The 20,437-nt window shown below is 54.2% G+C and carries 13 protein-coding genes; 12 read left to right on the forward strand and 1 reads right to left on the reverse strand.

The genetic code is table 11. From position 1 onward, the window contains the following. Nucleotides 1-53 precede the first annotated feature (53 nt). The 11 genes from KJW29_RS32555 to KJW29_RS32605 all read left to right on the forward strand — a co-directional run bounded on the left by KJW29_RS32555 (nt 54) and on the right by KJW29_RS32605 (nt 18,580). The gene (locus tag KJW29_RS32555; RefSeq protein WP_214627726.1) at nt 54-4,418 is read left to right on the forward strand and encodes a glycoside hydrolase family 55 protein; all 4,365 of its coding nucleotides are present in this window, start codon (nt 54-56) and stop codon (nt 4,416-4,418) included. Between the two features lie 373 nt (nt 4,419-4,791). After that, a complete protein-coding gene (locus KJW29_RS32560) occupies nt 4,792-5,646 on the forward strand; it encodes an AraC family transcriptional regulator (RefSeq protein ID WP_214627727.1) in 855 nt (284 codons plus the stop codon). A 62-nt stretch (nt 5,647-5,708) separates the two neighbouring features. Continuing rightward, nucleotides 5,709-7,505, forward strand: a complete 1,797-nt coding sequence (locus KJW29_RS32565; protein WP_214627728.1) for a cache domain-containing sensor histidine kinase — start codon at nt 5,709-5,711, stop codon at nt 7,503-7,505. Continuing rightward, nucleotides 7,505-9,142 (forward strand): response regulator transcription factor, encoded by a 1,638-nt coding sequence (locus KJW29_RS32570; protein ID WP_214627729.1) that lies wholly within the window; start codon nt 7,505-7,507, stop codon nt 9,140-9,142. Before KJW29_RS32565 ends, KJW29_RS32570 begins: the two co-directional genes overlap by 1 nt. Before the next feature lie 124 nt (nt 9,143-9,266). Next, nucleotides 9,267-10,880 carry an extracellular solute-binding protein gene (locus tag KJW29_RS32575; RefSeq protein WP_214627730.1) on the forward strand — a complete coding sequence of 538 codons (1,614 nt, stop codon included), beginning with the start codon at nt 9,267-9,269 and terminating at the stop codon, nt 10,878-10,880. A 33-nt stretch (nt 10,881-10,913) separates the two neighbouring features. Then, the gene (locus KJW29_RS32580; RefSeq protein WP_214627731.1) at nt 10,914-11,876 is read left to right on the forward strand and encodes an ABC transporter permease; all 963 of its coding nucleotides are present in this window, start codon (nt 10,914-10,916) and stop codon (nt 11,874-11,876) included. A gap of 13 nt (nt 11,877-11,889) precedes the next feature. Next, nucleotides 11,890-12,786, forward strand: coding sequence for a carbohydrate ABC transporter permease (locus KJW29_RS32585; RefSeq protein ID WP_214627732.1), 897 nt, complete (start codon nt 11,890-11,892; stop codon nt 12,784-12,786). A 209-nt stretch (nt 12,787-12,995) separates the two neighbouring features. Then, the gene (locus tag KJW29_RS32590) at nt 12,996-15,011 is read left to right on the forward strand and encodes an alpha-L-arabinofuranosidase C-terminal domain-containing protein (protein ID WP_214627733.1); all 2,016 of its coding nucleotides are present in this window, start codon (nt 12,996-12,998) and stop codon (nt 15,009-15,011) included. A gap of 10 nt (nt 15,012-15,021) precedes the next feature. Next, nucleotides 15,022-16,788 carry a glycoside hydrolase family 2 protein gene (locus KJW29_RS32595; RefSeq protein ID WP_214627734.1) on the forward strand — a complete coding sequence of 589 codons (1,767 nt, stop codon included), beginning with the start codon at nt 15,022-15,024 and terminating at the stop codon, nt 16,786-16,788. 108 nt (nt 16,789-16,896) lie between these two features. Further along, nucleotides 16,897-17,634, forward strand: a complete 738-nt coding sequence (locus KJW29_RS32600) for a phytanoyl-CoA dioxygenase family protein (protein WP_214627735.1) — start codon at nt 16,897-16,899, stop codon at nt 17,632-17,634. An 82-nt stretch (nt 17,635-17,716) separates the two neighbouring features. Continuing rightward, the gene (locus KJW29_RS32605; protein ID WP_214627736.1) at nt 17,717-18,580 is read left to right on the forward strand and encodes an AraC family transcriptional regulator; all 864 of its coding nucleotides are present in this window, start codon (nt 17,717-17,719) and stop codon (nt 18,578-18,580) included. On the opposite strand, the gene KJW29_RS32610 is transcribed toward KJW29_RS32605, so the two are convergent. Continuing rightward, a complete protein-coding gene (locus KJW29_RS32610) occupies nt 18,547-19,455 on the reverse strand; it encodes an AraC family transcriptional regulator (RefSeq protein ID WP_214627737.1) in 909 nt (302 codons plus the stop codon). The two genes, KJW29_RS32605 and KJW29_RS32610, sit on opposite strands and share 34 nt — an antisense overlap. A 127-nt stretch (nt 19,456-19,582) precedes the next feature. On the opposite strand from KJW29_RS32610, the gene KJW29_RS32615 reads away from it, so the two are divergent. Continuing rightward, a complete protein-coding gene (locus KJW29_RS32615; protein WP_214627738.1) occupies nt 19,583-20,356 on the forward strand; it encodes a phytanoyl-CoA dioxygenase family protein in 774 nt (257 codons plus the stop codon). Nucleotides 20,357-20,437 lie beyond the last annotated feature (81 nt).

The following is a 20,437-nucleotide window of genomic DNA, read 5'->3' on the forward strand; positions in this document are numbered from 1 at the left end:
CGAGGCTATGGAGCAAAACATAGGATGTCCATTTGATGATGGGGGGTTAAGGTATGGTTAACAAGCTCTGCCGAATCGGCCTTATGCTAATGATTGGCTCTATGTTCTTTGTATTACTCTCAGCGGGCGGCCTCAAGACGGAATCCGTCCATGCGGCTCCTTCCAACGAAGTTCTGATGTTAGCCCTTAAAAACCAAGTGACGGACGGGGGCAAAAAAAGCCGCGTTCAATTCTCTAGCGCGGGCTATACGATAACGAGCGGAGATTATCTCCAGTACGATGTCATGCTTGGCAATCTATTGGCCGGCGCCGGCTCCGTGGATTTGTACTTTAGCGACGGGACGTATTTGAGCGCGCAGCTTGGCCTAAGGGATCAGAATGGCGTGTCCCTGATTCCCGATTGGTTCCCGTCCACGCAGCCCAATCTGTATAAGGCGGCCGCCAATCAATGGTATGAAAGCAAGATTAAGCTGCCAAGCTCCGTTGCGGGCAAAACAATCACCAAGTGGCTTCTGCATAACGCCAACAACGATAACGGGAAGGACTATGTCGTTTATTACGACAATATTAAAATAACAAACGGATCCAATACCGTTAAAGCTGTTGGCTATGAAAATGGCAATCTATCCATTAACAGCATTGAAACGAATACGTTAATCGAACGCGCGAAGCTGCAGGTGACCCGCGTCCCTGCTGTCAGTACGGTTCCTGCCGACCAAGCTTTGAAGTTCTGGCAGCTCAACGGAACGAATACCGGCGTCGGCAATAAATTTGTCTATTTAAAATTCTCCAACGCCGGGGCGGATAGCTATGTATTCCAAGCAGGCGATCACATTGAATATGACGTACAGCTTCAATCGCCTTGGGCTGTCGGCATGGGAGGCATAGAAGTTGCAACGAACGGCGGCTACTTGCGCGATTGGGCCTATTCCGATCAAAACGGGATCGGGGGTCCTTGGAGCGATATGACGGCGTTCGCCTTTAACAGATGGTATCATCGCGTTATTCCGGTGCCGAGCGGGGCTATCGGAAAAACGGTAAGATGGTGGGATTTCGTAGGCGAAAATGATGAGCAAGGCGGAACTTATTCGGCGAATTACGCCAATGTAAAGGTAACAAACGGTGCGGGTACCACTCGTCTGAACGTATATACGGGCGGACATCCATCCCTCAACGCAGTCGACATTAGCTCTGATGCAACTAATGATTTGCGCTTTACTGTAACTTCGACAAACGAAGGACAGCCTTCCGGCGATGTGTTGCGCTTGACGAGTACAAATGATGTTGATCTTGGCGCCGTTGGTCAATCCAATCTATCCAATAAATACGCATACGTGAAATTTTCCGAACAGGCTTATACGATCCAGGCCGGAGATCGACTTGAATATGATATGAAGCTGGATAACGGCAATGCCGGCTACAAGCAATCGGCCGGAGTCGATCTAAGGTTTACGGATAACAGCTGGCTTAGGGATACGCAAAGCAGTACAGTGGTCAATCGGGTAGCTGACCAGAATGGCTACAGCGCGCACCCGGGAATTGCAAATGATTTGTTAAGCGGCGGCAAGTGGTATCATCGGGTCATGGATTTGTCCCCGTTAGCGGGCAAGACAATTAATTTATGGGCGCTGGCAGACGAGACGGACGAGAATCACTTTACGTTTACCAGCTACTTCGACAACATTAAAATTACTCGCGGCGGAGTAACGCGGACGACGGCTTTTGCGGAAGGCAATCCTGCAAAAAATGAACTCATTTTGACTAACAAAAGGGTTTCCTATACGTTGTCGTCTGTTCCATCCGGCGGCTTCCCGAGTCCGAACAATCGGGTTGTTACTCCGATTTATACGCCGGAGGACGTCCCCATCGTAAGCTTCGTCGTTACCGATGCTGCTTTCGGAGCAATTGCTAACGGAACTGCGGACGATACGTATGCCATTCAGAAAGCGCTTTATGCGGCTGAAGCCGCAGGCGGCGGTGTTGTCTATCTGCCTGGCGGTCAATATGCGGTGAAAGGCCACTTGTATATTCCGCCAGGGGTTGCGCTTAGAGGGGACTGGAAAAATCCCGATGAAGGCGGACTTGGCGTGGGAACGATAATAAAAGCGTATGAGAACAAAGGAAACGCTGCGGGCAACCCGTTTATTACGATGGCCCAAGGCAGCACCGTGCAATACTTGAGCGTATGGTATCCGGAGCAGACCGCTGGATCGGTTTCCGCATACCCTCCTACCATTCAACTTGTCACTTACGGCAGTCAAATGATTCGCAATGTGACGTTGATCAACTCGTATACGGGTATTGCATCAGGCGATATATCTGCAGCGGGCTCGCAATTTACAAATGTATACGGCACAGTGCTTAGCAAAGGGATTCATCTGGGCAATTCATGGGATATCGAACGCTTGGAGAATATCAAGTTCGCTCCAAATTATTGGAGCAACAGCGGTCTTCCCGGAGCTCCCTCGGGCACTGGCCTGCAGACGCTTAAGAATTATATGGCAGCTAATGCCGAAGGCATCGTTGCGGAGCATATCGATGGTATTTACGGCTACAATATTCACCTGCGCTCCTTTAAAACAGGCATTGCGTTTAAGCAGCTTGCTAACGAATACGGTCTGCCGACCGGTCACTTGTCCAATGTGGATATCGCGGAGGGCAATAAGGGAATAAGGGTGGACGGCATTGCCGGTTGGGGGATGACGGTTATGAACTCCAGCATCAAAGCGTCCGTCGGCGCTTCCCCGATTGCGATCGATATTACATCAGGATTCAGCGGTACGACGGAGTCGTATATCGGATTTAACACATGTGTTCTTGGCGGCGCATTGCATACAGCTGTCAAAATGAATGGCGGCGGCAACGCGGTTGCAAGTTTTCAAAATTGTACAGTGGAGAATTGGGGGAATTCCGGAGGAACCTATGCCTTTGATGTACAAACCGGAAACATCATGATAAACGACTCGACATTCCAGAAGAGCGCGAATGCGATTTACTTGGCTTCGGGAGTAAACAGCGCCTCCATTATGGGCAACGCCTTTGCCGGAGGTACTGCGGTTACAAATCTTTCCGGCAAAGCGGCGGATCGCGTCTTTATTGACAACTCGTCGGGTTACAGCTTTAATAAGATGTCTTCAAACGGCCATACGTATAGAAGCTCGGCTCCAAAGCCTTCAACCGCGAACTTCTATAACGTAAAAAATGCGCCATATAATGCAACTGGCAATGGAACTGTCGACGATACGGCTGCCATCCAAAGCGCGCTGAACGCCGCAGGGGGTGCGGGAGGCGGCACCGTGTTCCTGCCGGCAGGCCGTTACAGGATCGCGGGCACATTATCGGTGCCCGCGGGAGTGGAGCTGCGCGGCGTCAATGAAACGTTGAATGTATACACGACAAACAGCCGATTGGAAATGTATTCCGGCAAAGGCAACGGCGAAGGCACTCCTGCCATAACGCTGGGTCAGGATGCGGGCGTTCGCGCCGTTTCCGTCTATTACCCGGAGCAGGATGCCGAACAAATGCATCCGTATCCTTGGACCATTAGAAGCAATGGGTCCGGCGCCTATGTTGTGGACACGATGCTGATCAACAGCTACAGAGGCATCGATTTCGGTCTCACGAACCAAAGCGACGGTTATTACGTTCGCAATGTGAGAGGAGCGCCGCTCAAGGAAGGGATGTATTTCGGGAAGAGCGGCACGGACAGCTGGGTAGAAAACGTTCATTATAACTCCGGTTTCTGGTGGTATTCGAATGTAGCCAATAATCCGAATTTATCCGGTCCCGATTTACGGGCGTACCGCAGTTGGGCCTATGACAATTCGGTCTTTATGAAATTCGGAGCCAACGCGAATGTAAATGCCTTGAACTTGTTCATCTACAACGCCCAAACCTCCTATCAATTCCTGGAGCAAACAGGGGGCCGAACAAAAGGCACCTTCATGAATACCGGCTCGGATGCGGCGCGGACGGCTCTGGATATTCAGCATGCCGAGAGTGTGGACGGGCTTGCGTTTATTAATCTATTCGCCTATGAACACGATTATGGTCCGAACAACATCCTGATTAAAATCCCGGCGACCAACACAGGCAAAGTCCGAATTTACGGTCTGTTGCTTGCAAGCTACGGCACGGATCAGGCTTCGGCTGGCATTCGTACCTATGGGTCGAACGTAGGCGTGCAGCAAGCGCATTTCGCGGATATGAATGCTTCTTACAACTATCCGCTACTGCAAGTCATGGGAGGCAATGCCAGATTCGAGAACATAAACCGCACGCGCAACAGCACAACGGACGCATATGTTGCAGCAGGAGCGAATGCGAATTTCTACGGAGGGATTTGGAGAGGCGCGTTTGATTTGGAGAATCATGCGGGAACGGGAAGCGCGTCCGCAGGCAACGTGGTTAGCCATTAATAAGCGTCGGTAAGTGCGCGTATACTGCAGCGTTTGAATATTGGAGGATGCGTGTGCTGAATTGCAAACAATCTCATCAGCACGCTTCGGCGAATTGTGGTTTTGCAAAGCCACAATTCGCCCTCACCAAGTAAATCCACAGCCGATTGAGGCTGTGGATTTTTGTATTCCCCAACTATTCAGTCTGCGGTTAACGAGGCTGCACATATCAGAGACTTATTAGACAGATATAAAAATATCATTATGTTAGGTTTACGAATTCAATAATTCGTACTATTATAGGTTTCTATCCTATTTTAACCGTACGAATGGCGAAATAGAGTATGGTAATACTGTTGTCATTTTGTTATATGGATGAAAGGCGGCGTCGGAGATGCGGGAATACGATTACGAGTACGCGGACTTTATTTATTACACGCCGGGCGAGCTCGACAAGGCGAGCGGTTTATGGCCGGTTCGGGCGGGAAGATGCCTGGCCAAGCCCCATTATAAAGTCGGACCCAAAAGAATCGAGTGCTACAGTCTTCACTTCGTGAGGGAGGGCAGGCTTCGCCTGGAGTACGAGGGCCGGCAGATCGAGCTGCGAAAGGGCGACATCTTCTGTCTATTCCCGGATCGCACGTACTTTTACGATATGCTTCCCGCGGAGCGGGAGCTCGAGATGAGCTGGCTGGCCATGGACGGGGAACGTGTAAAGCCGCTGCTTGCGCTGGCGGGGCTTACGGAGGAAAGGCCCTTCCGCGCGGAAGCTATAACTCCGCAAGGATCGGCTGCCGTTAACCGCGCGATTGAAGCGATGGAGCGGGTTCAAAGGTGGCAACCTGCCGCGGCGCTTGAACTGCAAGGCCTCTTGTGCGGGTTATTGGCTTCCCTCATGCCCCGGGAGCAGGATCAACAGATCCAGGAACTGGCGGGCTGGATCCGCGAATGCGAAGAGTATATGGAGCTGCACGCTTCGGAAGGCATTACGGTTCAGCAGGTCGCGGATTTCGCGGGGGTGCACCGCTCGTATTTTACCCAGGTGTTTACGGCCCGGACGGGTATGCCGCCGATGAAGTACTTGCAGATGATCCGCATGGAGAAGGCCAGGCGGCTCTTGATCGATACCGATGCCACGGTGACGGAGATCGGTCTGTCGCTCGGCTATCCCAACCTGTATACGTTTACGAGGGCTTTCAAAATCTATTTCAAACAATCTCCTCTAGCTTTAAGGAAAGCCCAAGCTTAGCAAATTCAATCGAAATCAATTTGTAAGCGATTGCATTTCTCCGTGAAAAGGAGTTGTCCGCAATGAAGCTGTCCACTCTCAGGCGATGGATATCGCCCAGCTTAAGCATTCAAGGGAAAATATTTCTTGCGTTCAGTCTCGTCGCGCTGCTCTCCATTCTCTCCATAACCGGCATCGTGTACGTCAACATGCGCGACACGATCAAGTCCAACGCGGTGACCTCGGTGTCGGACAGCATTCGCCAGGCGGACGAATCCCTGAACATCATGCTGGAGGAGATCGATCGGCTGAATATGGTCGTCGTCATCAACAAAAACACCGTCATCGATACGTTGATCAGCCCGTCGGTGGAGATCAGCCACGAATGGTTCCAGGAGCAGAAGCGAATCGAGGAGTTTCTGTCGTCCTTAATCACCTACAAACCTTACATTTCCCGGATCGCCGTCGTCGGCTTGAACGGAAAGGTGTTTTTCTCCGGGGGGCCATGGCTGGACAGTACGATCCTTGGAACGCCGACGATGGAATACATGCTGCGCAATGGATCGCGTCATGCGTATTTAAAGCAGACGGGCGTCGCGGAGACGATTACGGTGGGGCGAGAGATTCGCTATAACCGCGAAACGATCGGCGTGGTCATGGTCGATCTGCGTTACGATTTCATCCGGAAGACGTACGGCGTAAAGCCTACCGCTGACAGTATGTTGTACGTGCTGGATCAGCAAAATGGATTCGTGTACCGCCCTGACCAGACGCCTTCGTTCGCTCCTTCCGACCAGAAGATTATCGACTTGAAAAGAGAACTCGCGGGCAAAGGCGACGTTGTGGAGAAGGTGATTGACGGCCGGTCCTTTATCGTGGTCAGCCGGCAGTCCGACCATACGGGCTGGTCGACGCTGGCGCTTATCCCGCTGGACTCGCTGCTTAGCGAGTCGACCCAACTGCGGAACTTGATGCTGGAGGTATCGGTTATCGTCCTTATCGTCGTTCTAATCGGCTCCTTGCAGGTTTCGTCCCGCATCACGATCAATATTCGCCGATTGAAAGCCATGATGATGCTGGTCAAGGACGGCAATCTGACGTTTCCGAAAAAAGAGATTAAAACCAAAGATGAAGTGGGGCAACTGTACCATGTCTTCATCGGCATGGTGGAGGAGCTTAAGCGGCTGCTCGAAGGGATTCGCGTTAGCGAAAAAGAAAAACGAGAGGTTGAGCTGACGGCGCTTCAGGCGCAAATCCGCCCTCATTTTCTATACAACTCGCTGAACACGATCAAATATTTGGCCAAGCTGAACGGGACGCCCAATATCGAGGAGGTATCCGGCTCGCTGATCGATCTGATGAGGGGCGTTCTTGGCAACTCGAATGAATATTTGACGGTGCGGGAGGAACTGGACTACGTGAGAAGCTACATTTCCATCGTCAAATACAAATATATGGAGCCGATCGTCGTTCACGAGGAAATCGAGGACCCGTCCTTGCTGGATAGCCGGATGCTGAAGCTGACGCTTCAGCCGATCGTGGAGAACGCGATTCTTCATGGAATCGGTTCGCGGGAGCAGGGAGGCTTCGTGACGATCCGGGTGTACGAAGAGCATCGCGATCTCATGATCGAAGTGACGGATAACGGCAAAGGAATGACCTCGGTGCAGATGGAACTGCTTCTGGGCGGGCAGGGGACGAAGACGACGTCCTCCCGGTTCAGCGGCATGGGCGTGCGCAACGTGCATGAGAGGATCGTCCGTTCGTTCGACGAACCATACGGATTAAAACTGTACAGCGAACCGGGCTTATATACCAAGGTCGAAATTCGGATTCCCAATCTGCGGGGCCAGGCGGGCTCCGAACAAGAGGTGAGCTAATGTATCGGGTACTGTTGGTAGACGACGAGCCGCTTGTACGCAACGACCTTCGGTCCTTATTGGATTTCCGCGCGCATGGATTCGATATATGCGGAGAAGCCCAAAACGGAGAGGCAGCGCTGGCTATGATTCAGCAATCCCCGCCCGATGTCGCCGTCATTGACGTCAACATGCCGGGGATGAACGGCGTGGACCTTAACCGCATGATCAAGCAGCGTTATCCCGCTGTCCAGACCATTATGCTAAGCAGCTACGATGATTACGATTACGTCCGTGATTGTTTAAAGAACGGGTCGGTCGATTATTTGCTTAAACACAGGCTCGACGGCGATACATTGCTCGCCCTGCTCGGGAAGGCGGTTCGCGAGAAGCGTGAGGTCGAAGCCGCAACCGCAACACGGGACAGAGTCTCCTCATCCGATCAATCCCCGCCATTCGACCCGGCAGCCGTCCGAGGCCACATCGCGGATTTGGTAAGAGGCAAGGCCGAAGCCGCAGCCGAGCTGGAAGCAATCGCAAGGCGGCATGGCATGTATGCGAAGGCGGCTTTGTATACGACGGCGGTGCTGCAGATCGTCCCCTTCTTGCTGCTGACGGAATCCAATACCGACGTGCAGACGAACCGGATGGTCCAGCAAGCCGTCGATCTCATGCAGCAGAGTCTCGGCGATGTCCGTGAGCGCACGGCCGCATACGTGGAGGAGGGGCGAATCATCGTCTTGTTCGCCTTCCGGGAGCGCAGCGAAAATGCAGCCGCATCCGAAGCGGCCAGAAGCATGAGCAAGCTCCGCCATGCGCTGGAGATGTATCTGAATTTGAAGTCGATCTATGCGGTCGGACACGTATGCGGCAGCCTGCCGCAGCTCGGGGCGAGCTACGCCTCCGCCGAGAAGGCCCTCGATGCGAGCGCCGCGTCCGCCAGCTTCGAGACGGGAAGCGGGAAGCGGCAACATCGCGTCGCGCTCACGATCGAGGAGCAGAAGCAACTGCTGCTCGCCATCGAGAGGCTGGACGGTCAAGGCGCGCAGCGCCTGATCGCCTCCGTGTTCGAGCGGATCCGCTCGTTGCCGCTGCATTCGCATGCGGCGCAGATGATCGTCAGCGAGCTGCTGCATATCGGCGACAAAGCATTGAAAAAAGGGGGCCAGTCCCCGTCCGGGGCGACGGAAGGGGATCGCCTGCCATCGCGAAGCGAGTTGAACTGGCTCGGCAGCGTCGGCGAACTGGAGGAGTGGATGCAATCGTTCTATGGCGTCTTGCTGCGGCTGCTCAAGGAGCGCCATGCGACGGGCACGTATTCCCGCCATGTGTCGCAGGCGATCGGCTTTATTTTGGAAAAGTATTCGGGCAGCGTAACGCTGGAGCTGGCCGCGGGCGTCATTGGCCTGAACGCATCCTATCTGAGCCGGATTTTTAAAGATGAGACTCAGTCCACGTTTTCCGAATACGTGAACCGCGTGCGGGTCGACGCGGCGCGAAGGCTGCTGGAAAGCGGTCAATATTCCATTAAGCAGATCAGCGATCAAGCGGGCTTCTCCACGCATAATTATTTTTTCAAGGTGTTTAAGGAGGCGACGGGCATGACGCCGCAGGCGTATTGCAACAGTCTCGGAGGCGGACCTGGAACGAAGCCGTAAAATATGTGGAGTAAATAGTCATATATGTGTAATTTGCCGTCATTGGCGGTGACTTATAATGGGGAAACACCGACGGCAAACGCTTACAATGATCGGTGAATCGATATACTGGAGGTTTATGTACATGCGCAAACAATGGGGGAAATACGCGCTTGCGACGATGATCGTCACCGGATTGATCGCATCAGGCTGCAGCAACGGGAACGGCGGCGACAACGGCAACGGCAGCAACGGAGGCAACGGAGGCAATCCGGGGAGCGCCAATGGGTCGAATTCATCTGAAAGCGCCGTGAAGACGGACGGGTTCCCGATCGTCGAGACGCCGATCACGCTGAAGATGTTCACTCGCGTCGCGCCTGTAAACGGGCCTTTCAAAGATATGCCTGTATTCCAGGATTACGAGAAGCTGAGCAATATCAAAGTGGAGTTCATCGAGACGCCGACAGACGGCTTTGCGGAGAAAAAGAACCTGCTGTTCGCATCCAACGAGCTTCCGGACGCCATATTCCGTTCCGGGCTGTCGCAGCTCGAGTCGATCCGCTACGGAACGGCGGGACAATTGATTCCGCTGGAAGGCTTGATCGAGGAATATGCGCCTAACCTGAAGAGTCTCATGGAGCAATATCCGGAGATCCGCGCGGGCATCACGACGCCGGAGGGTCATATCTATGCGATTCCGGGTATCGTAACGCTCGGCTCCGCGCGGACGGACAAACGGTGGATCAACCAGTCGTGGCTGGATAAGCTGGGCCTGGATGTGCCGACAACGACGGATGAGCTGTACAACGTGCTGGTAGCCTTCAGAGACAGCGATATGAACGGCAACGGGCAAGCGGACGAAATTCCGATTACCGCACGCGTAGGGATGCCAATCGTCAACCATATGGCGGGAGCATTCGGACTGGATTCGCAGCTCGGCTACAACATCAACCTCGAAGACGATAAGGTGAATATTTGGAGCGGCAACGAACGTCACAAGGAATTGCTTATGTATTTGAACAAGCTGTATAAGGAGAAGCTGATCGACCAGGAAATTTTCTCCCATACGGAAGCACAATTTCTAGCCAAGCAAGGAACGGGCAATACAGGGTATTTCTTCGACCAGACGAACAACAACTTCCTCTCGATCCAGGATCAATATGTGGGCATCGCGCCGCCGGAAGGTCCGCACGGCGACCGTCTGCATAGCCAGATTGGGCCGGTGCCGCGCGATTATGGCGCATTCGCCATCACGTCGGTCAACAAACATCCGGAAGCGACGATGCGCTGGATCGACTACTTCTACAGCGACGAAGGCTCCACGCTGCTGCGCTTCGGCCGGGAAGGCGAGCATTACGAGTTGAGAGACGGCATCCCGTACTACACAGAAGAGTTTCTAGCCGTTTCGACAGACCAAGCGAAGATCACGCCTTATGCAGGTGGAGGCGCGCCTCATATCATCAGCGACAAGGTGGCATCATTCATTAACCCGCCTCAAGTGCAGGAAGCATTCGAAGCCTTGGAGCCTTATCTGCCGGCTATCCGTTACGCTCCGCCGATGTTCGACGAGGCAACGGCTCAACAGGTTAATATTCTCCGCAACGACATCGACAAATATATCGAAGAACAAAGCACGAAGTTCATCGTTGGGGCGCTCAGCTTCGACAAGTGGAGTGAATTCCAATCCACGCTTGAGAAGATGAACGTTGCCCAGCTTGAGAAGCTTTACCAGGAAGCCTATGACAAGATGGACAAATAAACCGAACGTTATACGGAGAAGGTGGGGTTGCCCATGAACAGCATGACGGAAAGCGCGGGGGCCGCCCCTGCACCCGCCCGCAACAAGAAAGGCGCAGGACTGCTCAAGAAAATGGCGAAGCGGTACGACCTATACCTCATGCTGCTGCTTCCGGTCGCCTTCTATTTGATCTTCCATTACGGGCCGCTGTACGGTCTGCAAATCGCTTTTAAAAACTTCAACCCGGCCAAAGGCATTATGGACAGTCCATGGGTAGGTTTTATCCATTTCGAACGGTTCTTCGACTCGTATTACTTTTGGCGGCTGCTGTGGAATACGTTATCCATCAACCTATTGTCTTTGCTGATCGCTTTCCCGATTCCGATTCTCCTGGCGTTGATCGTTAATGAGATTCGGAGCCGGACGTTCAGCAAGCTTTTGCAAAATATTACGTACATTCCGCATTTTATCTCCGTGGTCGTCATTGTAGGCATCCTGCAGGCGCTGCTTTCGCCCACGGCCGGTCCGATCAACCAACTGATCGAGCTGTTCGGCGGAACGCCGATTCGGTTCATGGAAAGTGCCGGCTGGTTCAAGCCGGTCTACATCGGCTCGAACATCTGGCAGAGCATGGGATGGCAGTCCATTATCTACATCGCCGCCCTCAGCGGGGTAAACCCCCAGCTATACGAGGCGGCCAAGATGGACGGCGCCTCGCGGCTCCGCCGCATCTGGCATGTGTCGCTGCCGGGCATTATTCCGGTCATCGTCATCCTGCTTATCCTCGACGTCGGCCATTTCATGAACGTTGGCTTCGAGAAAATTTTGCTTATGCAAAACAATCTGAACCTGGAATCCAGCGACGTCATCTCCACGTTCGTCTACACGACGGGCATCTTGAAGGGCGAATACAGCTATACGGCGGCGATCGGTCTGTTTAACTCGGTCATCAACCTCATCCTGCTGCTGCTGGTCAACAGGTTCGCTCGCAAGACGTCGGAGACGAGCTTATGGTAAAGGAGGAGTCGCTATGGAAAAGGTGCAAGTGAAGTCAAAACCGTCGGATGAAAAGCTGTTCGACATCATCTTGTATGTCATAGCAGCGGTCATTATGGTCATTGTTTTGTATCCGCTCCTGTTCACGGTCAGCGCTTCGTTTAGCGATCCGTCCAAGGTATTGAACGGACAAGTATGGCTGCTGCCGAAAGGAGCCAACATCGAGGCGTACGCCAACATCTTGAAAAACGACAAGATCTGGAGCGGCTACGGCAACTCGATTCTGTATACCGCCGTCGGCACCATCATTAACATCGTGCTGACGACCCTCGCGGCCTATCCGCTGTCGAGACCCGATTTGCCCCTGCGAAACGGCATTATGGTTCTGATTACGCTGACGATGTTTTTCGGCGGCGGACTTATCCCGGTTTATTTGCTGGTCCGGGATCTCGGGATGGTCGACACGATGTGGGCGCTGATCGTGCCGGGCGCTATCGCCACTTACAATCTGATCGTCATGCGGACATACTTCCAATCCAGCATCCCTTGGGAGCTGCAGGAGGCGGCCCATATGGACGGCTGCAGCAATTGGAGATTGCTCGTAAGCATCATCCTTCCGCTGTCGAAGCCCATCCTGGCCGTTATGGTGTTGTTCTACGCGGTCGGACATTGGAATTCGTTTTTCAACGCGCTGATATATATCCGCGACGAGGCCAAATATCCGTTGCAGCTCGTGCTCCGCGAAATTTTGCTGATCAGCCAATCGGCCCAAATCGACGGCGGCAGCGTCGGTCTGGAGAAACAAATTCTGCTCGCGGAAAGCATTAAATTTGCAGTCATCATCGTGTCCAGCTTGCCCGTGCTGATCATGTACCCTTTTGTGCAGAAGCACTTTGTCAAAGGCGTTATGATCGGCTCCATCAAAGGATAAGAGGTTGTTCAAAAAGTCCGCTTCCCATCACGAAGTAGGCCAAGTAGCTTACTCGACATCGAATATGGAACGCAAGCGAACCTTCCGGTGCTCACGTAGCTTCCACTACGCTCCGCTCCTCAGTTTCTACTTGCATTCCATCTTCTCGGTGCTGAAAACCGAACTTTTTGAACTCGTATTTTAACTAACGATTTTATTGGAGGTCCGTTGTGAATAAACATGCGAAAATAACAGTCGATTGCGGCGGAGCAAGCGAACATGCGGTCAACCCGTACCTGTTCGGACACTTTGTCGAGGACATCCGCGACCATATGGAAGCTATGCTGGCCTTTCCGCTCAAGGATATGGACTTCGAAAGCGAATCCGAAACGAAACGGGAAATTTCCGGAAGCTGGTATGCCTATACGAACGGCCGAGGCACCAAATACGCGCTGGAGGCGCCCGCTCCCAAGCATTCGGGGCGCGCGCAGCGCATCCGCTCGCTGAGCGACGACGAAGCGTATGCCGGCATCGCGCAGAAGGCAGCGCTCAAGGGACCTGCGGATTACACCGTTAAAGTCGTCGCGAGGGCATCCGTCGAATTAAAAAAGCTTATCGTGGAAGCGGCGGACCGTCGCACAGGGGATACGCTGGGCCGGGTGTCTATTGCGTTAACCAGCCATAACTGGCGGGAATACGAAACGAGCCTGTCCGTCTCCCGCGCCTGCGTCGATGCCGAGCTCCGCGTCTATATCCCGGCGGAGCATCCGAGGTGGAAGGATCACGTGTCGACCGGCATGCTGTGGCTCGACCATGTGTCTCTGCTCGCGGCGGACAGCATCGCCATGGTGAAGCGCGAGGTCATCGACATGACGAGGGATCTGAACGCCGGCATGATGCGGCTTTCGGGCAACTACATCAGCGCGTACCACTGGGAGCACGGCATTGGTCCCGTCCTGGAGCGGCCGGTGATGTACAACGAAGCATGGGGCGGCTGGACGAGCAAATATTTCGGCACGGACGAATTTATCGCCTTTTGCCGGGAGCTGGGCGTCGAGCCGCTCATCTCCGTCAACGACGGATCCGGGACGCCGCGGGAAGCGGCGGAATGGATACAATATTGCAACGGCGACGCCGATACGCCGATGGGCGCCCTGCGCGCCGCGAACGGCCATCCCGAGCCGTACGGCGTCAAGTATTGGGAAATCGGCAACGAGGTGTGGGGACAATGGCAAGTGGGGACCTGCTCCGCCGAGGAGTTCGCCGCGCGCACCGTATCCTTCGCCGAAGCGATGAAGGCGGCGGATCCGTCGATCGTGCTGCTCGCTTGCGGCCATCACGACCAGGAATGGAACAAGCCGGTGCTCGAGCAAGCCGGCGAATTGATCGATTATCTGACTCTGCACATCTACCACGGGTACGGACCGTTTGGCATGAACCGCGACACGCCTGCGGAGGACCGGTATAAGGCGATCGCCGCCTTTCCCGAATTCACCCGGTACTACGTGCAGGAGACGACTAAGAGCATAAAGGCGAATCCAAAGCACGCCCACGTGAAAATCGCCGTTACGGAATACAACACGATGTATTACCCGAACACCATTCGCAAGGGACTGCCGAACGAGCATACGCTGGGCGCGGCGGTGGCCAACGCAGCCAACCTGAACGAAATGCTGCGCGGAAGCGACATGGTGCATATCGGCAGCTTCTCCGATCTGGTTAACGGCTGGCTAGGGGGCTGCATCCGGGTAGGCGATTATTACGCCGACCAATATTGCGGCAAGCAGTCCGGCTGGAGCGGAAGGCCGCTAGACGTCTACGGGACGCCGACCTACGAGGTTCTGAAGCTGTACGCGAACCGGGGCCTGCGGCACATGCTTCCCGCGCGGGCGGAATGCGACACGTTCGCCGTGCCGGCCTTAAAGAAAACGCCGGTCGCGCTGGACGCGCTGCCGGAGCTGGATGTCGCGGCAGGCGTTAACGGAGCGGGCGATACGGTCACGGTATTTATCGTGAACCGCGGGCTTGAAGAAGTGAATGCCGTGCTTGAGCTTGCTGCTTTCGACGCGGCTGAAGAGACGGTGCTGTACGAAATTACCGGCGATAGCTATGACGCCATCAACAGCGTTTTCGAGCCGGAGAACATTTTGTGCCGCGACCGGGTCGTTTCGGCGGCGGAGTGGCAACGCGGCGTTCCGCTGCGGCCGTCCTCCGTCTATGCGGCAGTATTCCAAGCGAAAGTGTAGGAGGCGCGCCATGACGACGAAATCGTATATAAAAGACTATCCAAGACCTCAACTCGTGCGCGGCGACTGGCTTAACCTTAACGGCGAGTGGGACTTCTGTTTCGACGACGCCAACGTTGGCGAGAAGGAGAAGTGGCAGGAGACGTTCGAGGCAACCCACCGGATTACCGTGCCGTTTACTTACGAAACCAAGGCGAGCGGCATCGGGATCGAGACCTTTCATCCTCAGGTTTGGTATAGCAGGATGATCGCCATTCCGGCGGAGGCGGCGGGGAAACGGGCGATTCTGCATTTCCAGGCCGTGGACTACGAAGCGAAAGTATGGGTGAACGGCGAACTGGCCGGCGGTCATCAGGGCGGCTACGCGGCTTTTTCGATCGATATGACGCCATACCTGGCGTTCGGCGCCGACAACCGGATTACGGTCAAGGTAACGGACAGCGACAGCTGCTACCAGCCCAGGGGCAAGCAGCGCTGGACTCCGGACAATTTCGAATGTTTTTACGTTCAGACCACGGGCATTTGGCAGACCGTATGGATGGAGTATGTGGAGGAGCAGCGGCTCGACGCGGTCAAAATAACGCCGGATCTCGATCGTCATATCGTACGGTTCGATTACGAGGTTAGCGGCGTTGAGGCAGGCGGAGACGAGCTGCTGCTGGAAGCGGTCGTCACGTTCAAGGACCAGCCCGTTAAGCGGGTTATTCTCGCCATCGACCGTCCCTGTCTCTCCGTGGAGGTCGATCTTAACCACGAGGCGAACGGACCGTGGAAACGGGCGTATTGGACGCCCGCCCGTCCGAACTTGTACGACGTGGAGTTCGTTCTGACATCGAGAGGACGGGTCGTCGACCGGGCGCTCTCTTATTTCGGCATGCGCAAGATTTCAATCGAAAACGGCAAGGTGCTGCTTAATAATACGCCGATCTATCAACGTCTTATTTTGGACCAAGGTTATTGGACGGACAGCCATCTGACGCCGCCGAACGAAGAAGCGTTGATCGAGGACATCGACCTGATCATGGAGATGGGCTATAACGGCGTGCGCAAGCATATGAAGATCGAAGATGCCCGTTTCCTGTATTGGTGCGACGTGAAGGGACTTCTTGTCTGGTCGGAGATGGCGGCGACCTTCGAATTCCACGATCGAGCGGTAAATGCGTTTACGAAGGAATGGCTCGAGATCGTCAAGCAGCAGCATAATCATCCCAGCATCATTACGTGGGTACCGTTTAACGAGTCGTGGGGCATCGGAAATATTCTTCGCGACGAGAGGCAGCAGAAGTTTACCGAGGGAATCTACCATCTCACCAAGTCGTTCGATCCCCATCGTCCTGTCATCGTAAACGACGGCTGGGAGCATACCGTCTCGGATATCGTGACGCTGCACGATTATGTCGCGACCGGCGATGGTTTTCTGCAGCGTTATCGGGACAACAAGAACGCAATCGTGTCGGGCGAGACGACCTGCAACCAATGGAAGTATGCCCTCGCCAAAGGTTACAGCTACCGGGGACAGCCCATTATCATCAGCGAATTCGGCGGCATCGCGTTCCAGTCGGATAAGGGCTGGGGCTACGGAGAGCAGGTGGCGTCAGTGGAAGCGTTTATGGAGCGATTTAAAGGGCTTACGCAAGCGATCAAGTCCGTCGATTATATTTGCGGATATTGTTATACGCAGGTGACCGACGTGCAGCAGGAAATTAACGGCCTGCTGACGGAGGACCGCAAGCCGAAGGTACCTCTGGAGCAAATCCGTGCGATCAATCTTGGCTAACATCCGAAAAAAAGCGTACTTTTGCCGAACGAACCATAAGATTGGGGCCCCTTCCCTCTGCTAAGATCATCTTGCAGGGAAAATGATGGATTAAACGGAGGGAATGCCATGAGTCACGCGGTTATTTCTGAACAAGAAGCGGCCTATTACCGGGAAAACGGATATTTGCTCCACAAAAAGCAGCTTTTTGGACCGGAGAAAATGAAAGAGCTTAGCGATATTTTCGAGGAGCAATGGGAGTTGGTCGGAAGAAAGCTCAACAGCGAGCTGGACACGCCGCACTTTCGCGACGAAAGATTGCTGAAGTTCCTTCTCAGCGAAGAAGTGCTGGATTTGGTAGAGCCGATCATCGGCCCGAATATTGGACTTTGGTCAAGCCATTTCATTTGCAAGGAGCCTTTGGTCGGAAAGCAGACGCCATGGCATGAAGATTCCGCATACTGGAAGGGAAGATTGAGCCGCTTCGACAAGATCGTGACCGTATGGCTGGCGATCGATCCGAGCAACAAGGAGAATGGCTGCATGCGCGTTATTCCGGGCTCTCACAGCAACGGCTTCTCGGATTATGAGGATGTCGACGGGGCTCAGAACATCTTCGCGACGGAAATAAAAAACGTGGATCCCGAGAAGGCGGTTTATTTCGAACTTGAGCCGGGCGAATGTTCGCTGCACGATTCTCGTATTATTCACGGCGCGGCGCCAAACGCAAGTCCTTATCGACGTTGCGGCTATACGATGCGTTACTTTGCGACCGACGCCAAGGTGTTTCCGGAAAAGAATCCCGGTTTTAAAGTATGGCTGGCCCGAGGCGTCGATCTAGCCGGAAACCCCTTTGTAAATGTATAATCGGAACTAGGCGAATCGGCTGCGCCGTCCTTTGACGGCGCAGCGCGTTCCGTTCCGGGGTTATAAATGAGGGGGTGAAGCCATGCGGGACGACCGCGCGCCGGAGCGCTTGCTGGGAAGCCAGTATCTCGAAAAAAACGAATCCTACCGTATCTTCAAGCAGGATGTCAACGGGCGAATCCACACCCATTGGCATGATTTTTTTGAGCTCGGGTACATCTTGTCAGGCAAAGGCGTCCATATGGTAAACGGAGAACCATTCCCGCTCGGCAGGGGAATGGTCTTCTTGCTGACGACGGCCGACTTTCACGAGATCGTGCCGGACGAGGGCGAGACCATTCATCTCTACAATATGATCTTCAAGGATTCATGGGTGATGCCGGAGCTAGCCGAAAAGATGTTCGAACGGGAAGCCCCGCATGTCTACACCTTGTACGACGAAGACGCCGAACGTATGAGGAGGGAATTTAGCGGCATATGGGAAGAGTCCCGGGAGGAACGCTTCGGGAAGGAGTGGCTGGTTCGCGGCAGTCTGGAGCGGGTGCTGATCCTGTTGACCAGACGATGTCTGCCGACTGCCGGGATTTCGACAGCTCGCGATTCGGCAAGCGACAGGCATCCTTCCATAAGGAAAGCGCTCGTTTATTTGCAGCATCACTTTCGTGAGCCGGTGTCCCTTGGGTCGATTGCAGCCTATGCCGGGATGTCGGCGAACTACTTCAGCGAATGCTTCCATAAGCAGACGGGCATTTCCTTTCAGGAATTCGTCAGCGAGAAGCGGCTTCTTTTCGCCTCCGCGCTGCTCGGCAGCACACGACTGGCGATAACCGAAATTTGTTATGCTTCGGGGTTCAATACGATCCCCCATTTCGAGAAATCGTTTAAGAGGAAGTACGGTCTGTCGCCTAGGGACTATCGAAAACGAATCGGTTCGGATGGGAGATGATCGGCATGTCGCCAGTTTGCTTCGCGGTATGCGGCCGGCGGCATGCCTTTTTTTTGCGTAAAGGAGCGGGTGAAATAATGAACGGACGAGAACCCGACCTGTTCGGCAATTTCCTTAATCGGCGTTCCGGTCCGGATCAGCAGCTCCTCGGCTGCGCGAATGCGTTCGTTCCGTACAGTTGTCGTATAGGATTCTTTGATGTTCTCGGCGAACAGCCGCGACAGATGCCTCTCGGACACATTTAGGAGGCGGGCGACTTGCTGCTGGGAGAGATCGCCTGCCAGATTGTCGCGAATATATTGTTTGGTGCGCTGCACGAGGAACGTGGAGTCGGTCCGGACGGGCGGGCGATTCGATCTGCTAGCAACGCCGAGCATGTCCGGGAACGAAGCGAGCAGCGAATGCGCAAGCGCGGGAAGAACGCCGACAGGTAAGGCGCCGGCGTACGATTCCGGCACGAGAAGGGACCTCCACAATCCCGCGATAGGGGAGCTCGACTGATTATCCATCCAGACCTCTCCTTGCCCAAGCGCATCCAGGTAGGATAAGAGCTCGGCCGGAGCCGACTGCTTCTCGTCCGGTTCGAACGCGACGTACAGCAGATCAAGCTCGTTTACATCCCTGATTTGGTGAACGATGCCGGGCCTGGAGCAGAACAACACGCCTTCATGCAACGAATATTCCCGATCGCCTTCGGTATATATCCCCGTTCCGCCCTCGACGTAACAGATTTCGAAAAACGAATGCTTGTGTACCGGATTGGCCACCAGGTGCCGGGAAACTCCCCAATAATGCACATGAAAGGTGAGCCGTTCGCCCTGCAGCAGTCCGGCTTGCCGGTTAAGTCTTTCCTGGCTTTGTTGCCACTGAAACATATCAATCCGACCTCCCTTGGCGGAATTTTGCAAAAAGGCGTCCGATAGGTGCAAATACGATTTATGTATAGAATACCTATAATGAACGTAGATTGCATCCTATATTTGCGAAGGAGAAGGATCAAGCATGAATCAGGCTGATGTACAATTTTACAAAGAAAATGGGTATTTGCTGGTCAAGGGCGTTTTCTCTATGCAAGAAGTGGAGGAGATGAGGGCGGCCGTCGAGAGCATTATTCAGAGGGCGGCACGCGCGAAGGCCGATGCCAATCACGCGTGGCAGGGCGATTATCTGGAGCCGGAGCAATTAAAGAAACTGGTTCTGAAGGGGTTTCACGACGTGCACTACCATGACGCGTCATTTACCAGGGCCGCGACGCATCCCAATATGGTCAAAGCGTTAAACGGCATCATCGGACCGAACGTGCAGCTGCACCACTCCAAGATGCTTGTAAAGCCGCCATCCAATGGGGCGGCGTTTCCGATGCACCAGGATTATCCGTACTTCCCTCACCGCGATCATTCCATGCTGGCGGCGAGCGTGCACCTGGACGATGCAGACATGGAGAACGGCTGCTTGTGCGTGGTCCCCGGTTCGCACAAGCAAGGGCCGATGCCCCATGTCGGCGCCCATTATCTAAACCATAAGGAGCATCCGATCTCGTCGGGAACGCCGTGTCCGGCTCAAGCGGGCGACGTGTTGTTCTTCAACTATCTGACCATTCACGGCTCCGACGTCAACAAAAGCCCGAGAACGCGGAGGAACGTCCTGTTCCAATACCGTGACGCATCAGACGTTCCGACGGAAAATGTCCACTTCGATTGGGGCATGGGGCTGATGGTCAGCGGCGAGAATCCGGATTTCACTCGCGCGAAGCCGAACTACCGGATCGTAGAATAGGATAATAGAATGACCGGCCTCCTTCGCCGAACTTGCCTATCCAGCAAGCTTGGCGAAGGAGGCTTATTGTTCGAGGAGAAC

Source organism: Paenibacillus agaridevorans, from assembly GCF_018604145.1.
GTDB lineage: Bacteria > Bacillota > Bacilli > Paenibacillales > Paenibacillaceae > Pristimantibacillus > Pristimantibacillus agaridevorans.